The 17,266-nt window shown below is 68.0% G+C and carries 15 protein-coding genes and 1 pseudogene; all 16 read left to right on the plus strand.

Going from position 1 to position 17,266, the window contains the following annotated elements:
- Positions 1 to 5: 5 nt before the first annotated feature.
- Positions 6 to 1,061 carry a multiple monosaccharide ABC transporter substrate-binding protein gene (gene chvE / locus J0F76_RS12510; RefSeq protein ID WP_207469896.1) on the plus strand — a complete coding sequence of 352 codons (1,056 nt, stop codon included), beginning with the start codon at positions 6 to 8 and terminating at the stop codon, positions 1,059 to 1,061.
- A gap of 51 nt (positions 1,062 to 1,112) precedes the next feature.
- Positions 1,113 to 2,648, plus strand: coding sequence for a multiple monosaccharide ABC transporter ATP-binding protein (gene mmsA, locus J0F76_RS12515; RefSeq protein WP_207469898.1), 1,536 nt, complete (start codon positions 1,113 to 1,115; stop codon positions 2,646 to 2,648).
- Positions 2,645 to 3,847 carry a multiple monosaccharide ABC transporter permease gene (gene mmsB / locus J0F76_RS12520; RefSeq protein ID WP_207469900.1) on the plus strand — a complete coding sequence of 401 codons (1,203 nt, stop codon included), beginning with the start codon at positions 2,645 to 2,647 and terminating at the stop codon, positions 3,845 to 3,847. The genes mmsA and mmsB overlap by 4 nt, the downstream gene beginning before the upstream one ends.
- Before the next feature lie 4 nt (positions 3,848 to 3,851).
- Positions 3,852 to 4,841 (plus strand): AraD1 family protein, encoded by a 990-nt coding sequence (araD1, locus tag J0F76_RS12525; RefSeq protein ID WP_207469902.1) that lies wholly within the window; start codon positions 3,852 to 3,854, stop codon positions 4,839 to 4,841.
- Positions 4,842 to 4,850: 9 nt separating this feature from the next.
- Positions 4,851 to 6,593, plus strand: coding sequence for an L-arabinonate dehydratase (araD, locus tag J0F76_RS12530; RefSeq protein WP_207469904.1), 1,743 nt, complete (start codon positions 4,851 to 4,853; stop codon positions 6,591 to 6,593).
- On the plus strand, positions 6,593 to 7,504 hold the full coding sequence (locus J0F76_RS12535) for a Gfo/Idh/MocA family protein (protein WP_207469905.1): 912 nt from the start codon (positions 6,593 to 6,595) through the stop codon (positions 7,502 to 7,504). The genes araD and J0F76_RS12535 overlap by 1 nt, the downstream gene beginning before the upstream one ends.
- Before the next feature lie 10 nt (positions 7,505 to 7,514).
- Positions 7,515 to 9,029, plus strand: a complete 1,515-nt coding sequence (locus J0F76_RS12540) for an aldehyde dehydrogenase (NADP(+)) (protein ID WP_207469906.1) — start codon at positions 7,515 to 7,517, stop codon at positions 9,027 to 9,029.
- Positions 9,030 to 9,088: 59 nt separating this feature from the next.
- The gene (ytfQ, locus tag J0F76_RS12545) at positions 9,089 to 10,048 is read left to right on the plus strand and encodes a galactofuranose ABC transporter, galactofuranose-binding protein YtfQ (RefSeq protein WP_207469907.1); all 960 of its coding nucleotides are present in this window, start codon (positions 9,089 to 9,091) and stop codon (positions 10,046 to 10,048) included.
- A 51-nt stretch (positions 10,049 to 10,099) separates the two neighbouring features.
- Positions 10,100 to 11,605 (plus strand): sugar ABC transporter ATP-binding protein, encoded by a 1,506-nt coding sequence (locus J0F76_RS12550; RefSeq protein ID WP_207469908.1) that lies wholly within the window; start codon positions 10,100 to 10,102, stop codon positions 11,603 to 11,605.
- On the plus strand, positions 11,602 to 12,618 hold the full coding sequence (locus J0F76_RS12555) for an ABC transporter permease (RefSeq protein ID WP_207469909.1): 1,017 nt from the start codon (positions 11,602 to 11,604) through the stop codon (positions 12,616 to 12,618). The genes J0F76_RS12550 and J0F76_RS12555 overlap by 4 nt, the downstream gene beginning before the upstream one ends.
- Positions 12,615 to 13,601 carry a galactofuranose ABC transporter, permease protein YjfF gene (yjfF, locus tag J0F76_RS12560; protein WP_207469910.1) on the plus strand — a complete coding sequence of 329 codons (987 nt, stop codon included), beginning with the start codon at positions 12,615 to 12,617 and terminating at the stop codon, positions 13,599 to 13,601. Before J0F76_RS12555 ends, yjfF begins: the two co-directional genes overlap by 4 nt.
- Positions 13,598 to 14,437: an SMP-30/gluconolactonase/LRE family protein gene (locus tag J0F76_RS12565; RefSeq protein ID WP_207469911.1), complete on the plus strand. Its 840-nt coding sequence runs from the start codon at positions 13,598 to 13,600 to the stop codon at positions 14,435 to 14,437. The genes yjfF and J0F76_RS12565 overlap by 4 nt, the downstream gene beginning before the upstream one ends.
- A complete protein-coding gene (locus tag J0F76_RS12570) occupies positions 14,434 to 15,402 on the plus strand; it encodes an aldose epimerase family protein (protein ID WP_207469913.1) in 969 nt (322 codons plus the stop codon). Before J0F76_RS12565 ends, J0F76_RS12570 begins: the two co-directional genes overlap by 4 nt.
- A complete protein-coding gene (locus J0F76_RS12575) occupies positions 15,399 to 16,277 on the plus strand; it encodes a 2-dehydro-3-deoxygalactonokinase (protein WP_207469915.1) in 879 nt (292 codons plus the stop codon). Before J0F76_RS12570 ends, J0F76_RS12575 begins: the two co-directional genes overlap by 4 nt.
- Positions 16,274 to 16,909, plus strand: a complete 636-nt coding sequence (locus J0F76_RS12580; protein WP_207469917.1) for a 2-dehydro-3-deoxy-6-phosphogalactonate aldolase — start codon at positions 16,274 to 16,276, stop codon at positions 16,907 to 16,909. The genes J0F76_RS12575 and J0F76_RS12580 overlap by 4 nt, the downstream gene beginning before the upstream one ends.
- Positions 16,910 to 17,002: 93 nt before the next feature.
- Positions 17,003 to 17,266 (plus strand): annotated as a pseudogene (locus J0F76_RS12585) (hypothetical protein); the annotation flags it as partial.

Raw genomic sequence — 17,266 nt, forward strand, 5'->3', positions numbered from 1 at the left:
AACAGATGAAGTTCAGAACCGCTGCGGTCGCGCTGGCGATCGGGGTTTCGTGGCTGGCGACCGGCGCCATGGCTGAAACCATCGGCATCGCGATGCCGACGAAATCCTCGGCCCGCTGGATCGACGACGGCAACAACATGGTCAAGCAGCTGCAGGAAGCGGGCTATGAGACCGACCTGCAATATGCCGAGGACGACATCCCGAACCAGCTGGCCCAGGTCGAGAACATGATCACCAAGGGCGTGAACGTCCTGGTGATCGCCGCCATCGACGGCACCACCCTGTCCAATGCGCTGGAAAACGCCGCCGCCGCCGACATCAAGGTCATCGCCTATGACCGCCTGATCCGCGGGTCGGAACACGTGGACTATTACGCGACCTTCGACAACTTCAAGGTGGGCGTCCAGCAGGCGACCACGCTGGTCGATGGGCTGAAGGAGCGCTTCCCGGACGTGAAGCCCTGGAACGTGGAACTGTTCGGCGGCAGCCCCGACGACAACAACGCCTTCTTCTTCTATGACGGCGCGATGTCGGTCCTGCAGCCGCTAATCGACGACGGGACCATCGTGATCGGGTCCGGCCAGACCGGCATGGAGACCGTGGGCACGCTGCGCTGGGACCCGGCGGTGGCGCAGGCGCGGATGGACAACCTTCTGTCCTCGAACTACGGCGACAAGCAGGTGCACGGGGTGCTGTCGCCCTATGACGGGCTGTCGATCGGCATCCTGTCGTCGCTGAAGGGCGTCGGCTACGGCTCGGGCGACATGCAGATGCCCATCGTCACCGGCCAGGACGCCGAGGTGCAGTCGGTCAAGTCCATCGAGGCGGACGAGCAGTATTCGACCATCTTCAAGGACACCCGCGAACTGGCCCGCGTCACCGTGGGCATGGTGGACGCCGTCCTGAAAGGGACCGAGCCCGAGATCAACGACACCGAGACCTATGACAATGGCGTCAAGGTCGTGCCGTCCTATCTGCTGGAGCCGGTGCCGGTGACGAAGGCCAACTGGAAGGAAGTCCTGGTCGACTCGGGCTATTACACCGAAGACCAGTTGAAGTGACGCCGTCGCGGCCCCGTGTCCCGGGGCCGCATCCCTTCAGGGAGGAACGCGATGACCCCCATCCTTCAGATGCAGGACATCACCAAGACCTTTCCCGGCGTGCGTGCGCTGAGCAACGTCAACCTGTCCGTGGCCGAGGGCGAGATCCACGCCATCTGCGGCGAGAACGGCGCGGGCAAGTCCACGCTGATGAAGGTGCTGTCGGGCGTCTATCCCCATGGCAGCTACGAGGGCGAGATCCTGTACGACGGCAAGCCCGCCCGCTTTCGCGACATCCGCGACAGCGAACATGCGGGCATTGTCATCATCCACCAGGAACTGGCGCTGGTGCCGCTGCTGTCCGTGGCCGAGAACCTGTTTCTGGGCAACGAGGTGGCAAAGGGCGGCGTGATCAACTGGCCGCTGGCCTACCAGAAGACCGAGGCCCTGCTGAAGAAGGTCGGGCTGACCGAGGCGCCGACCACCCGGGTCGAGAAGCTGGGCGTCGGCAAGCAGCAACTGGTCGAGATCGCCAAGGCGCTGGCCAAGAACGTGCGCCTGCTGATCCTGGACGAGCCGACCGCCGCGTTGCAGGAAAACGACAGCCAGAAGCTTCTGGACCTGATGCTGGAACTGAAGGGGCAGGGCGTCACCCAGATCATCATCAGCCACAAGCTGAACGAGATCCGCCGCGTGGCCGACCGCGTGACCGTGATCCGCGACGGATCGACCGTGTCCACGCTGGACCGCTCCGAGATCACCGAGGATCGGATCATCCGCGACATGGTCGGCCGCGACATGGCGCACCGTTACCCGGACCGTACGCCGAAGATCGGCGAGGTGCTGATGGAGGTGAAGAGCTGGTCCGTCATGCACCCCGAGCAGCCCCGGCAGGTGATCCGCGACGTGTCCCTGAACGTTCGCAAGGGCGAGATCGTCGGCATCGCGGGCTTGATGGGGTCGGGCCGCACCGAATTCGCCATGAGCCTGTTCGGCCGCTCCTATGGCCGCGACATCAAGGGAGAGGTGACGCTGGCAGGGGCGAAGCCGGATCTCTCCACCGTGTCCAAGGCCATCGACGCCGGGCTTGCCTATGTGACCGAGGACCGCAAGGCGCTTGGCCTGATCCTCGACGAGCCGATCCTGCGCAACATTTCCCTGGCGAACCTGGAGGGGGTCGCCAGCGGTGCCGTCCTGTCGCGCGGGCGCGAGCAGCAGGTGGCCGAGAAATACCGCAAGGCCATGAACATCCGCACGCCCACGGTCTTCCAGCGGGTCGTGAACCTGTCGGGTGGCAACCAGCAGAAGGTCGTGCTGTCCAAGTGGCTGTTCACCGACCCCAAGGTGCTGATCCTGGACGAACCCACGCGCGGCATCGACGTGGGCGCCAAGTTCGAGATCTACAACATCATGAACGAACTGGCGGGGCAGGGCCACGGCGTCGTGATGATCAGTTCGGAAATGCCGGAACTGCTGGGCATGTGCGACCGCATCTACGTGATGAACGAGGGCCGGATCGCCGGCGAACTGACGCAGGCCGAGGCCAGCCAGGAACGGATCATGGCCCTGATCCTGCAGGACGGAATGAAGAGGGAGGCCGCCGCATGAGCACCGCCGAGACGAACAAGCCCGCGACGGGCATCGGCGCCCATCTGGGCAGCCACCTGCGAGAGAACGGCATGATGCTGGCGCTGATCGCCATCGTCCTGTTCTTCTTCATCATCGTGCGCGCCGTTCAGGGCGTGGACTTCCTGTCGGCGCAGAACATCACCAACCTGTTCCTTCAGAACTCCTATGTCATCATCATGGCGCTGGGGATGCTGCTGGTGATCGTGGCGGGCCATATCGACCTGTCGGTGGGATCGGTGGCGGCCTTCACGGGGGCGGTGGCGTCCATGCTGCTGGTCCGGATGGACCTGCCGGTGCTGCTGGTGATCCCGATGGTGCTGGTGGTCGGCGGGCTGATCGGCGCCGCACAGGGCTACTGGATCGCCTATTGGCGCATCCCCTCCTTCATCGTGACGCTGGCGGGGATGCTGGTCTTCCGCGGCCTGACCCTGTGGCTGCTGGGCGGCCAGAACATCGGCCCGTTCGAGCGGTCCTTCCAGGCGCTGTCCACCGGCTTCATCCCCGACCTGTTCGGCGCGGACAAGCCCAACTACACCGCGCTGATCCTGGTCGCCGTGGCCGCCGCCGCGATCGTCTGGGCGGGCATCCGGGGCCGCGCGCGGGAAGCCGAGTTCGGCATCGCCCCCGAGCCTTCCGGCTTCTTCTGGGCCCGCAACGCCGTGGTGGTGATCGCGCTGCTGTTCGTGGGCTGGAAGCTGGCCAGCTTCCGGGGCCTGCCGAACGTGCTGCTGATCATGTCGGTGCTGATCGTGCTCTATGCGTTCTTCACCGAAAGCACGACCACCGGGCGGCGCATCTATGCACTTGGCGGGAACGAGAAGGCCGCGAAGCTGTCGGGCATCAAGACCGAACGGCTGGTCTTCTTCACCTTCGTGAACATGGGCGTGCTGGCCTCGCTGGCCGGAATGATCGTGACCGCCCGCCTCAACAGCGCCACGCCCAAGGCGGGGGTCGGGTTCGAACTGGACGTGATCGCGGCGGTGTTCATCGGCGGCGCCTCGATGGCGGGGGGATCGGGACGCATCATCGGGGTCGTGGTCGGCGCCCTCATCATGGGCGTGATGAACAACGGCATGTCGATCATGGGCATCGGCATCGACTACCAGCAGGTCATCAAGGGGCTGGTGCTGCTCGCCGCCGTGATCTTCGACGTCTACAACAAGAACAAGCAAGGCTAGAGCCATGTTTCTGTCGCAACTGAAAAGCACCGGCGGGGACCGGGCTGTCGCCGCACGTTCCGGCGACCGGGCCTGGATCGTGCCCGGCGCGCGGTCCACCCGCGATCTGGCGCAGGCGGCGATTGCCGCAGGCCACGGGCTGGAAGCCGAAATTACGGCGCGCGGAGAAGGCGAGGCCGTGGATCTGGCCGCAGCCTTGGCCGAGGGACGCGTTCTGCTGCCCTTGGACCACGACGACCCGGCGCATCTGCACCTGACCGGCACCGGCCTGACGCATCTGGGCAGCGCCGCCACGCGCAACTCCATGCACGCCAAGGCGGACGCGGAATCGCTGACCGACAGCATGAAGATGTTCCGCATGGGGTTGGAGGGCGGCAAGCCCATTGGCACGCAGGTCGGCGTGCAGCCCGAATGGTTCTACAAGGGCAACGGCGTCAACGCGATAGCCCCCGGTGCAGCGCTGGTCTCGCCCGGCTTCGCCTTGGACGCGGGCGAGGAGCCCGAGATCGCGGGCCTTTACCTGATCGGCCCGGACGGCACGCCCTTCCGCCTTGGCTTTGCCCTGGCGAACGAGTTCTCCGATCATGTCACCGAGCGGGGCAATTATCTGTGGCTGGCTCATTCCAAGCTGCGGCCGGCGAGCTATGGCCCCGAGATGCTGGTGGGCAACCTGCCCGATCATGTCGAGGGCACCAGCCGCATCCTGCGGGACGGCCGCGCGATCTGGGAAAAGCCCTTCCTGTCGGGCGAGGCGAACATGAGCCACAGCCTCGCGAACCTGGAACACCACCACTTCAAGTATGCGCTGTTCCGCCAGCCCGGCGACGTGCACGTGCATTTCTTCGGCACCGCCACCCTGTCCTTCGCCGACGGCATCAAGGCGCAGAACGGCGATGTCTTCCAGATCGAATCCCCGGCCTTCGGGCTGGCGCTTTCGAACCCGCTCGACCAGCAGCAGAACGGCGCAACCCCCGTCGCCGTCGCCATTCTCTAAAGGCCCATCATGACGTTCAAACCCGCCCCCTGGCCTCGCCAGCTTCGTTCCCAGCACTGGTATGGCGGCACCTCACGCGACACGATCTATCATCGCGGCTGGATGAAGAACCAGGGCTGGCCCCATGACCTGTTCGACGGGCGCCCGGTGATCGGCATCCTGAACACCTGGGCGGATCTGACACCCTGCAACGGACATCTGCGCGAGCTGGCCGAAAAGGTGAAAGCGGGCGTCTGGGAGGCGGGCGGTTTCCCGGTCGAGGTGCCGGTGTTCTCGGCCTCCGAAAACACCTTCCGTCCCACCGCGATGATGTTCCGCAACCTGGCCGCGCTGGCGGTCGAGGAAACCATCCGCGGCCAGCCCATGGACGGCGCCGTGCTGCTGGTCGGCTGCGACAAGACCACGCCGTCGCTGCTGATGGGGGCGGCGTCCTGCGACATCCCCTCGATCGTCGTGACCGGCGGGCCGATGCTGAACGGGTATTTCCGGGGCGAACGCGTGGGCTCCGGCACGCATCTATGGAAATTCTCGGAAGCCGTGAAGGCGGGCGAGATGACGCAGGACGAGTTCCTGGAGGCCGAGGCCAGCATGTCGCGGTCGTCGGGCACCTGCAACACGATGGGCACGGCCTCGACCATGGCGTCCATGGCCGAGGCGCTGGGCATGGCGCTGTCGGGCAACGCCGCGATCCCGGCGGTGGACTCGCGCCGTCGCGTCATGGCGCAACTGTCCGGGCGCCGCATCGTGCAGATGGTCAAGGACGACCTGAAGCCCAGCGACATCCTGACCCGGCAGGCGTTCGAGAACGCCATCCGCACCAATGGCGCGATCGGCGGGTCCACCAACGCCGTCATCCACCTGCTGGCCATCGCGGGCCGGGTGGGCGTGGACATCACGCTGGACGACTGGGACCGCTGCGGCCGCGACGTGGCGACCATCGTGAACCTGATGCCCTCGGGTCAATACCTGATGGAGGAGTTCTTCTATGCCGGTGGCCTGCCCGTCGTCCTGAAGCGCCTGGGCGAATCCGGGCTGCTGCACAAGGACGCGCTGACCGTCAGTGGCAGCACGATCTGGGACGAGGTGCGCGACGTGGTGAACTGGAACGAGGACGTGATCCTGCCCGCGCACAAGCCCCTGACGGCGCAGGGCGGCATCGCCGTGCTGCGCGGCAACCTTGCGCCCAAGGGGGCGGTGCTGAAGCCATCGGCCGCCAGCCCGCACCTGCTGGTCCATCGCGGTCGCGCGGTCGTGTTCGAGGACATCGACGACTACAAGGCGCGAATCGAGGACGAGGGCTTGGACATCGACGAGACCTGCGTGATGGTGATGAAGAACTGCGGTCCTAAGGGCTATCCCGGCATGGCCGAGGTCGGCAACATGGGCCTGCCGCCCAAGGTGCTGCGCAAGGGGATCACCGATATGGTGCGGATCAGTGACGCCCGCATGTCGGGGACGGCCTACGGGACGGTGGTCCTGCACACCTCGCCCGAAGCCGCCGCCGGTGGCCCGCTGGCCGTGGTCCGCGACGGCGACATGATCGAGCTGGACGTGCCGAACCGCCGGTTGCACCTGGACATCCCCGATGCGGAACTGGCCCTCCGCCTGGCCGAATGGCGCCCGACGCACGAGGTTCCGGCCAGCGGCTATGGCTGGCTGCATCAGGCCCATGTGGAGGGCGCGGATACCGGCGCGGATCTGGACTTTCTCAAGGGTTGCCGCGGTAATCCGGTCGGAAGGGACAGCCACTGATGAAGATCGCGCTTGTCGGCATCGGGAAGATCGCGCTGGACCAGCATGTGCCCGCGCTGGAGGCCAGCCCGGATTGGGAACTGGCCGCGACCGTCAGCCGCCACGGCAGGGTGGACGGCATTGAAGCCTTCACCGACATTCAGGCCATGCTGGACGCGCGGCCCGATATCGAAACGGTCAGCCTCTGCCTGCCCCCGGTGCCGCGCTTTGACGCGGCGCAGGCGGTGCTGCGCGCGGGCCGTCACCTGATGCTGGAAAAGCCCCCCGGCGCGACCCTGGCCGAGGTTCATGCGCTGGCCGATCTGGCGCAGGCGCAGGGCGTCACGATCTTCGCCACCTGGCATTCGCGCATGGCGATGGCCGTTGCCGCGGCAAAAGACTGGCTGGCCGGCAAGACCATCCACGAAGGCCGCATCACCTGGCGCGAGGACGTGCGCAAATGGCACCCCGGCCAGGACTGGATCTTCGAGGCCGGCGGCATGGGCGTCTTTGATCCCGGCATCAACGCCCTGTCGATCCTGACCGAAATCCTGCCCGAACCCGTTCGCCTGCTGTCCGCCGACCTGGATTTTCCGGCGAACCGGCAGGCCCCCATCGCCGCGCGTCTGCAATTCAGTCAGGGGATCAGCGCGGATTTCGACTTCCGCCAGGAAGGCCCGCAGACCTGGGACATGGAGTTCCAAACCGACGGCGGCACCATTGCCCTGCGCATGGGCGGCAACCGGCTGGAGATCGACGGCCGCCATGTGCGGGGCGCCGACGACATCATGGGTGAATACCCGGCGCTTTATGCGCACATGGCAAGGCTGGTTGCCGCAGGGAACTCGGACGCGGACCTTGCGCCCATGGTGCTGGTGGCCGATGCCTTCACCCTCGGGCGGCGCAATAGCGTCGCGGACTTTCATTTCTGAGGACATGACGATGACCTTCACCCCGCATGGCAAACATCTGATCGCAGGCGAATGGCTGACGGGCGAGGGCACCTTCCGATCCGCCCCCGCCCAAGGCACCGCGCACGAATTCAGCGCGGGCACCGCCGATCTGGTCAACCGCGCCTGCGAGGCCGCCGAGGAGGCCTTTGCCGCCTATGCCGCCACCAGCCGCGAGGATCGCGCGCGTTTCCTGGATGCCATCGCCGATGAAATCGAGGCGCGGGCCGAGGCGATCACCGCCATGGGCACGGCGGAAACCGGCCTGCCCGAGGCGCGGCTCAACGGCGAACGGGGCCGCACCACCGGCCAGTTGCGGCTGTTTGCCGACCATATCCGCAAGGGCGACTACCTCGACCGCCGCCATGACCCCGCGCTGCCCGACCGCCAGCCCCTGCCGCGCCCCGACCTGCGGCTGATTCAGCGGCCCATCGGTCCCGTTGGGGTCTTCGGCGCATCAAACTTCCCGCTGGCCTTCTCCACCGCAGGCGGCGACACGGCGTCGGCCCTGGCTGCAGGCTGCCCGGTCGTCGTCAAGGGCCACCCCGCCCATCCCGCCACGGGCGAGATCGTGGCCGAGGCCGTCCATGCCGCCATCCGCTCCACCGGAATGCCCGCCGGCGTCTTCAACTTCATCCACGGCAACACGCATCACGTCGGCGCGGCGCTGGTCCAGCATCCGCTGATCAAGGCCGTGGGCTTCACCGGCAGCCTGCGCGGGGGCCGGGCGCTGTTCGACCTCTGCGCCGCGCGGCCCGAACCGATCCCGTTCTTTGGCGAACTTGGCAGCATCAACCCGGGCTTCGTCCTGCCGCAGGCGCTTGCCGCGCGCGGCGCCAAGATTGCCGAGGGCTGGGCGGGCAGCCTGACGATGGGCGCGGGCCAGTTCTGCACCAATCCCGGCCTGGTGGTGATGCCCAAGGGCGTGCTGGCCGAGGCCTTTGCCAAGGCGGCGGGCGACGCCCTGGCAAAGATCGGGCCGCAGGTGATGTTGTCCGACGGCATTGCCGAGGCCTATCGCGCGGGCGCCGACCGCGCGGCAGGCGTCGCCACGCCCATCTTTGAAGGCGCCAGCGAAGGCCGCAACGCCCTGCCTGCCATCTACAAGACCACGGCCGAGGAATTCCTGCGCGACCACACCCTGGCCGAGGAGGTGTTCGGCCCGCTGGGCGTGATCGTCACCGTCTCGGGCGAGGACCAGATGCTGGACGTGGCCGAGGCTCTGGAAGGCCAGTTGACCGCGACCTTGCACCTGGACGACGGCGACATGGACCTCGCCCGCCGCCTGATGCCGGTGCTGGAACGCAAGGCGGGCCGGATCCTCGCGAACGGCTGGCCCACCGGGGTCGAGGTCGCGGATGCGATGGTCCATGGCGGCCCGTACCCGGCATCGACCAATTTCGGCGCGACCAGCGTGGGGACCATGGCGATCCGCCGCTTCCTGCGCCCGGTCAGCTATCAGAACATCCCCGAGGCGCTGTTGCCCGAGGATTTGCGGGGCCTTTAGCGCCCCGCACCGATCGGCCGGTGGAGGACCGGCCCGTTCATTCACGAGGGAGGACAACCATGACCATCAAGACCCTGCTCGGCACGGCGGCGCTGCTGGCGCTGACCGCCACCGGCGCCATGGCCGAGGGCGAGACCGTCGGCTTTTCGCAGATCGGCTCCGAATCCGGCTGGCGCGCGGCGGAAACCACGCTGACCAAGAGCCAGGCCGAGGAACGCGGCATCCAACTGCAATTCTCGGACGCGCAGCAGAAGCAGGAAAACCAGATCGCCGCGATCCGGTCCTTCATCGCGCAGGGGGTGGACGCGATCCTGCTGGCCCCGGTCGTGGCGACCGGCTGGGACTCCGTCCTGCAAGAGGCCAAGGAGGCCGAGATCCCCGTCGTCCTGCTGGACCGTCAGGTGGACAGTTCGGACGACCTCTATCTTACCGCCGTGGGGTCGAACCTGGTCCATGAGGGCGAGGTCGCGGGCGAATGGCTGGCCAAGGAAGTGGGCGACAAGGAATGCCGCATCGTGGAATTGCAGGGCACGACCGGATCCAGCCCCGCCATCGACCGCAAGACCGGCTTCGAGAACGCGATCAAGGACCACCCGAACCTGACCATCGTGCGCAGCCAGACCGGCGACTTCACGCGCGCCCTGGGCAAGGAGGTGATGGAAAGCTTCCTCCAGGCCGAGAACGGCGGCAAGGACATCTGCGCGCTGTATGCCCATAACGACGACATGGCCGTGGGCGCGATCCAGGCCATCAAGGAGGCCGGGCTGAAGCCGGGCAGCGACATCCTGGTCGTGTCCATCGACGGGGTGCCCGACCTGTTCCAGGCCATGGCCAACGGCGAGGCGAACGCCACGGTGGAACTGACGCCGAACATGGCCGGTCCCGCCTTCGACGCGCTGGCGGCCTACTGGAAGGACGGCACGGTGCCGCCGAAGTTCATCCAGACGGAATCGAAGCTCTACACGCAGGCCGACGATCCGGCGGGCGAATACGAGCGCCGCAAGGGCTTGGGCTACTGATCCATTGCCGGGCCGTTCTGCGGCCCGGCACTCATGACGAAGGGGAGCGTCATGCTGCTGTCCATCCGGTCTCTGACCAAGACATTTCCGGGCACGCGCGCGCTGGACGCGGTGGACTTCGACCTGCGCGCGGGCGAGGTCCATGCCCTGCTGGGTGAGAACGGCGCGGGCAAGTCCACGCTGATCAAGTGCCTGACCGGCGCCTATCGCCGCGACGGCGGCACGGTGACGCTGGACGGCGCGCCCATCGACCCCCAGTCCACGGTCGAGGCGCAGGATCTGGGCATCGGCACGGTTTACCAGGAGGTGAACCTGCTGCCCAACCTGACCGTGGCGCAGAACCTGATGTTCGGGCGCGAACCGCGCCGCTGGGGCTTGGTCCGGACCCGTGCCATGCGCGCGCAGGCGCGGGCGATGCTGGCCGAATACGGGCTAAACATCGACGTGGACCGCGATCTTGGGACGTATTCCGTCGCGATCCAGCAGATCATCGCCATCGCCCGTGCGGTGGCCCTGTCGGGCAAGGTGCTGATCCTGGACGAACCCACCGCTTCGCTGGACGCGGCCGAGGTGCGGATGGTCTTTGACGTGGTGCGGGGGCTGCGGGAACGGGGCTTGGGCATCGTCTTCGTGTCGCATTTCCTGGACCAGGTGTTCGACCTGACAGACCGGGTGACGGTGCTGCGCAACGGCCGCAAGATCGTGACCGAGGACACCGCCAACCTGGACCGCGTGCGCCTGATCGAACACATGCTCGGCCGGGAACTGGAGGACGCCACGTCGCATCAGGCCATGGCGCGCGGCCCCCGCCCGCCGATGCTGGAGTTTCGCGGGTTGGGCCGTCGCGGCACCATCGAGCCCTTCGACCTGGCCGTCGGGCAGGGCGAGGTCGTGGGCTTGGCCGGCCTGCTGGGATCGGGCCGCACGGAAAGCGCCGAACTGCTGTTTGGGCTGCGGAACGCGCATTCCGGCGAGGCGCGTGACCAGGGCGGCCCGCTGGACCTGCGCAGCCCGCGCGCGGCCATCGCGGCGGGCTTCGGCTTCGTCCCCGAGGAGCGCAAGACCGATGGGATCGTGGCCGATCTCTCGGTGCGCGAGAACATCATCCTGGGCCTTCAGGCCCGGCGCGGCTGGGCGCGGCCCATCCCGCGCGAGGAACAGAACCGGCTGGCCGACGACTATATCAAGCGGCTGGATATCCGCACGGCGGGCCGCGAGAAGCGCATCGGGGAACTGTCGGGCGGCAACCAGCAGAAGGTCGTGCTGGCCCGCTGGCTGGCGATGAACCCGCGCTTCCTGATCCTGGACGAGCCCACGCGCGGCATCGACGTGGGCGCGCACGCGGAAATCGTGCGGCTGATCCACGAGTTGGTGGAAGGGGGCATGTCGCTGCTGGTCGTCAGCAGCGAGATCGACGAGCTGATCGCCGTATCGGACCGGGTGATCGTGCTGCGCGACCGCCGCCATGTCGCCGAGCTGACAGGCGAGGACATCGCGCCGAACCGCATCATGCAGGCCATCGCCGCCCCGGACAGCCAAAGGGAAAAGGCCGCATGACCCAGGTGCTCAAACGCCTCGCCCCGCAACTGATCGCCCTCGCCGCCCTGGTCGCGGTGGTCACGGCCTTCTATCCGGGCTTCCTGAACGTCCAGATGAACGACGGCCGCCTGGTCGGGCCGGTCATCGACGTGCTGAAACGGTCCGCCCCCGTGGCCCTGCTGGCCGTCGGCATGACGCTGGTGATCGCCACGCGCGGGATCGACCTGTCGGTGGGCACGATCATGGCGATCTGCGGCGCGGTCGCGGCATCTGCCGTCGCCGCCGGTTGGGGCCTGCCCGCCGCGCTGTTGCTGGCGCTTGGCGCGGGCGCGCTTGCGGGCTTGTGGAACGGCGCGCTTGTGGCCCTCGTCGGCATCCAGCCCTTTGTCGCCACGCTGATCCTGATGACCATGGGGCGCGGCGTGGCCCAACTGATCACCGAGGGGCGGATCCTGACCTTCACCGATCCCGGCTTTGGCTGGATCGGCTCGGGCGCCGTGCTGGGCCTGCCGGTGCCCACGGTGATCTGGATCGCCACCGCCGTTGCTGTGGCGCTGTTGATGCGCCGCACCGCGCTTGGCTTGCTGGTCGAGGCCATCGGCATCAACCGCCGCGCCAGCACCCTGGCCGGAGTAAACGCGACCGTGCTGCTGATCGCGGTCTATGTGGCATCCGGACTATGTGCCGCCCTGGCCGGGCTGATCGTCACCGCCGACATCCGGGGCGCCGACGCCAACAATGCCGGGCTGTGGCTGGAACTGGACGCGATCCTGGCCGTGGTGATCGGGGGCAACTCGCTGCTGGGCGGGCGGTTCTCGATCGCGGCATCCATCGTCGGCGCGCTGATCATCACCACGATCAGCATCGGCATCCGCCTCATCGGCTTTCCGTCGGAATACAATCTCATCATCAAGGCCGGGCTGGTTCTTATCATCCTGGTCCTGCAATCCCCGCGCATCAGCGCCGAATGGCGGCTGTGGCGCGACAGCCACCGCGCGCAGCGCGAGGCCACCCTGCGGAGGCCGACATGAACACCCGCGCGCTGCCGCTCTATGTCACGGTCGGGATCTTCCTGCTGGCCTATGCGGTCTTCTGGCTGCAATTTCCCAACATCCTGTCCACCCGCGTCGTAGGCAATCTTCTGACCGACAACGCCTATCTGGGCATCGTCGCGGTGGGCATGACGCTGGTGATCCTGTCGGGCGGCATCGACCTGTCGGTGGGGTCGGTCATTGCCTTCTCGGGCGTGTTCATCGCCGTGATGCTGCGGGACACCGGGCTGCATCCGCTGGCGGTCTTCGCCCTGCTTCTGGCGCTGACCACCGCCTTCGGCGCGGGCATGGGCTTCCTGATCGACCGGCTGGCCATGCCCGCCTTCATCGTCACGCTGGCGGGCATGTTCCTCGCGCGGGGGGCGGCCTATATCCTGTCCATCGACTCGGTCCCGATCCAGCATCCGTTCTACGGGGCGCTGCAAGGGGCCTATTGGCTGATGCCCGGCAAGGGGCGGCTGACGCTGATCGGCGTCGTGATGGTGCTGACCTTCGCCCTGGGCATGATCGTGGCGCACAAGACCCGCTTCGGCGCGTCCGTCTATGCGCTTGGCGGGGGCGAGGCCGCGGCGCGGCTGATGGGCGTCAGGCAGGGCCGCACGACGGTGCTGGTCTATGCCTTTTCCGGCGCGATGGCGGGTTTGGCGGGGATCGTGTTCTCCATCTACACCGGGTCGGGCTATTCCCTGGCGACGGTGGGGACCGAACTGACGGCCATTGCCGCCGTGGTGATCGGCGGCACGCTGCTGACCGGGGGCGCGGGCTACATGGTCGGCACGCTTGTGGGGGTGCTGACCATGGGGCTGATCCAGACCTATATCGTCTTCGACGGCAGCCTGTCGTCGTGGTGGACCAAGATCGTCATCGGGGTCCTTTTGCTGGCCTTCATCCTGCTGCAAAAGGGCTTGCTGAAACTGTCGCAGATGCGGCTTGCCCAGAACGCTTCGGAGGGGGCACCATGATCCACGACAACCGCCAGTGCCGGCTGGGCGAGGGGGCGCTGTGGCACCCGGAACGCCAACAGTTCCTCTGGTTCGACATCCTGGGCAAGCGCCTTCTGTCGCAGGACGACGGCAAGCCCCTGGAGTGGCGCTTCGACCGCATGGCCTCGGCCGCGGGCTGGATCGACCGCGACCGGCTGCTGGTCGCGACCGAGACGGGGTTGGCGGTCCTGTCGCTGGCAGACGGATCGCTGGCCGACGTGGCAGCGGTCGAGGCGGGCAACCCCGCCACCCGGTCCAATGACGGACGCGCGGATCGGCAGGGCGGGTTCTGGTTCGGCACCATGGGCAAGAAGGGCGAGGCTGGCCTGGGCGCGATCTATCGATTCCATCGCGGAGAGGTCCGCAAGCTGGTCAGCCCCATCAGCATTCCGAACTCGATCTGCTTTTCGCCGGATGGCGGGACGGTGCATTATTCGGACACGGACCGCAGCATCGTCTGGCGGCAGGGGCTGGATGCGGACGGCTGGCCGGTGGGGCAGCCGCAGGTTTACCTGGACCTGTCGGCGCAGGGCTGGTCGCCGGATGGCGCTGTGATCGACGCCGAAGGCGGGTTCTGCTGCGCGGTCTGGGGGCAGGGGGCGGTCATGCGCTTTGACGCGGACGGCAAGCGGACCCATGAATGGAAGGTCGGCGGCCGGCATTCCTCCTGCCCGGCTTTTGGCGGTCCCGACCTGTCGCATCTGCTGGTGACGACCGCGCTGGACGGGATCGAGCATCCCGACGAGGCGCAGGGCAAGACCTACCTTGTGGAAACCGGCTTGGCCGGATTGCCGGAACCCCGGGTGATCCTGTGACGGGGACGCTGCCAGACGGGCGCCGCGTGGACCGCCTGACGCTGCGCGGCGGCGGGCTGACGGCGCGGATCTTGACGCTTGGCGCGACCGTGCAGGACCTGCGCATGGAGGGGGTGGATCATCCGCTGGTCCTGGGCTGCCCCGACCCGGCGGACTACCTGGGCGGCGGGCTCTACATGGGGGCGACCGTCGGTCGGTTTGCCAACCGCATCAGCGGGGCGCGGTTCACGCTGGACGGACGGGAATACCGCACCGATCCGAACTTTCGCGGCCGCCACACCCTGCACGGCGGGTCGCGCGGCACATTCTGGCACCTGTGGCAGGTGGAAAAGGTGCAGGACGACAGCGCCACCCTGTCGCTGACAGTTCCGGACGGAGACATGGGCTTTCCCGGCAACATGACCATCCGGTCCCACATCGCCCTGCGCGATGGCGCGCTGGTTTTCGGCATACAGGCCGAAACGGATGCGCCGACGCCCTGCAACCTGGCGCATCATGGCTATTTCAACCTCGACGGCGGGGAGGATGTGCGGGGGCACCGGCTGCGCATCGCGGCGGATCGCTATCTGCCGGTGGACGGCGACCTGATCCCGCTGCCCGGCACTGCCCCGGTTGAGGGGACGCGCTTCGATTTCCGGCAGGCGCGCCCCATCACGCCGGGCGACTATGACCACAACTTCTGCCTGTCCGATGGTCCCGCCGCGCCACGCGTCGTGGCGGAACTGACCGGCCAATCCGGAATCCGCATGGAGGTCACGACCGATCAACCGGGATTGCAGGTCTATGACGGCGTGCATTTCGACGGGCTGGCGGGGCTGGACGGCCGCCGATACGGCCGCTTCGCGGGCCTGGCGCTGGAAACGCAGGGCTGGCCCGATGCGCCGAACCGCCCGGATTTTCCCGATGCGATCCTGCGGCCCGGCCGGATCTATCGCCACCACGTGGCCTACAGGTTTTCCCGATGACCGCGCTGATCGGCATCGACTGGGGCACGACCTCGTTCCGGGCCTGGCGGATGGGGCCGGGGGGCGAGGTGCTGGACACGGTGGGCGACGGTCCCGGCATCCTTTCCGCCGCCGCGCTGCCGGGCGGGTTCGCCCAGGCCTTGCAGGACGGCATCGGCGGATGGCTGGGTACCGCGCCGGTCATCGCGTCCGGCATGATCACCAGCCGCAACGGCTGGGTCGAGACGCCCTACCTGCCGCTGCCACTGGACGCCTCGGCCCTGGCGGGCAGCCTGACGCGGCACGAAGGCATGCATTTCGTCACCGGCGCGGTCAGCGACCCGGACGGCCCCGCCCCCGACGTGATGCGCGGCGAGGAAACCGAGATCATCGGCCACCTCGCGGGCGGCGGCGGCGACGGCTTGTTCGTCCTGCCCGGCACCCACAGCAAATGGGCCTGGGCGCGGGACGGCAGGCTGACCGCCTTCCGCACCGTGATGACCGGCGAGGTCTTCGCGGCCTTGCGCGACCACACCATCCTGGGCCGCCTGATCCGGCCCGGCGGCAGCAGCGACGATGCGTTCCGGCGCGGTGTCGAGGCCGGGCGGCAGGAGGGGCCGCTTCTGGGGCGCATCTTCCGTGCCCGGACGCTGGCGCTGATGGACCGGCTGGCGCCCGATCACATCTCGGACTACCTGTCGGGCCTGCTGATCGGGGACGAGGTGGCGCAGGGTGCGCGCGATGTCACCGGACCCATCACGATCATCGGCCGCGGCGACCTGGCCGCGCGATACAGGATGGCCTTCGACGTGCTGGGCATGACCGCCGACACGGCACCGCCGGGCATGGCGCGGCGGGGGCTTTGGGACATCGCCCGGCTGGGGGGACTGGTATGACCGACTTCGATACGGCGTTTGCCGCAAACCCGCTGATCGCGATCCTGCGCGGGCTGCGCCCCGAGGAGGCGGCGGATACCGCCACCGCCCTGACCGGGGCCGGGTTCACGATCCTGGAGGTGCCGCTGAACTCGCCCGCGCCGCTGGACAGCATCGCCCGGATGGCCGCGGCAGCGCCCGAGGCGATCGTGGGCGCGGGAACCGTGCTGGTGCCGGAGCAGGTCCGGGCCGTGGCGGATGCCGGAGGCCGCATCATCATCGCCCCGAACTTCGACGGGCGCGTCGCGGCCGAGGCGCGGCGGCTTTCCCTGGCCTATTGCCCCGGCGTCGGCACCGTCAGCGAGGCCTTTGCCGCCCTGGAGGCCGGGGCCGCCGCCCTGAAGCTTTTCCCGGCCGAGATGATCCCCCCGGCCGCCGTCAAGGCGATGCGGGCCGTGCTGCCGCGCGACACGCGGCTGCTGCCGGTGGGGGGCATCGACCCGGCCTCGATGGCGGACTATGTCCGGGCGGGGGCGGATGGGTTCGGTCTGGGCTCGGCCCTTTACAAGCCAGGCCAGGACGCCCGGGAGACGGGCAGGCGGGCAGGGGATTTCATGTCGGCCTGGCAGAGCCTGCGCGGGCTACGACTTTAGTGAGGCGGGCCCCCTGATCGGGAACATTGCCCCGGCGACGGCGTTCCGGGCGATGCGTCGAGAGGAAGGCGCATCGTATTCCGGGAGGCTAACATGAAGACCACACTCAGCTGGGTGGCCGGCAGCGCGTTTCTGGCGATGTCGGCGGTGGCCGCGCAGGCCGATTGCGCCGCGGAACTGGCGCGTCTGACCGGCGGCGGGGCTGCGGCAGAAGGAATTTCCAAGGACGGCTCGCTTGCGCCGCTGGAAGGCGCGGCGGATGCGGGCGCCGGCGCGGATGCCGCGGCCACGGGTGCGGCGGCGGACACGGCGGCATCGGCCGGCATGAACAGTGCCGCGCCGACCGACAGCCCTGTC

It is taken from the genome of Paracoccus fontiphilus, from assembly GCF_017356265.1.
Classification (GTDB): Bacteria; Pseudomonadota; Alphaproteobacteria; order Rhodobacterales; family Rhodobacteraceae; genus Paracoccus; species Paracoccus fontiphilus.

Coding starts and splice junctions, on each gene's coding strand:
- araD (WP_207469904.1), top strand. CDS start 4,851: ATGACGTTCAAACCCGCCCCCTGGCCTCGCCAGCTTCGTTCCCAGCAC.
- J0F76_RS12575 (WP_207469915.1), top strand. CDS start 15,399: ATGACCGCGCTGATCGGCATCGACTGGGGCACGACCTCGTTCCGGGCC.
- araD1 (WP_207469902.1), top strand. CDS start 3,852: ATGTTTCTGTCGCAACTGAAAAGCACCGGCGGGGACCGGGCTGTCGCC.
- J0F76_RS12580 (WP_207469917.1), top strand. CDS start 16,274: ATGACCGACTTCGATACGGCGTTTGCCGCAAACCCGCTGATCGCGATC.
- J0F76_RS12555 (WP_207469909.1), top strand. CDS start 11,602: ATGACCCAGGTGCTCAAACGCCTCGCCCCGCAACTGATCGCCCTCGCC.
- mmsA (WP_207469898.1), top strand. CDS start 1,113: ATGACCCCCATCCTTCAGATGCAGGACATCACCAAGACCTTTCCCGGC.
- J0F76_RS12565 (WP_207469911.1), top strand. CDS start 13,598: ATGATCCACGACAACCGCCAGTGCCGGCTGGGCGAGGGGGCGCTGTGG.
- mmsB (WP_207469900.1), top strand. CDS start 2,645: ATGAGCACCGCCGAGACGAACAAGCCCGCGACGGGCATCGGCGCCCAT.
- ytfQ (WP_207469907.1), top strand. CDS start 9,089: ATGACCATCAAGACCCTGCTCGGCACGGCGGCGCTGCTGGCGCTGACC.
- J0F76_RS12550 (WP_207469908.1), top strand. CDS start 10,100: ATGCTGCTGTCCATCCGGTCTCTGACCAAGACATTTCCGGGCACGCGC.
- chvE (WP_207469896.1), top strand. CDS start 6: ATGAAGTTCAGAACCGCTGCGGTCGCGCTGGCGATCGGGGTTTCGTGG.
- yjfF (WP_207469910.1), top strand. CDS start 12,615: ATGAACACCCGCGCGCTGCCGCTCTATGTCACGGTCGGGATCTTCCTG.
- J0F76_RS12540 (WP_207469906.1), top strand. CDS start 7,515: ATGACCTTCACCCCGCATGGCAAACATCTGATCGCAGGCGAATGGCTG.
- J0F76_RS12535 (WP_207469905.1), top strand. CDS start 6,593: ATGAAGATCGCGCTTGTCGGCATCGGGAAGATCGCGCTGGACCAGCAT.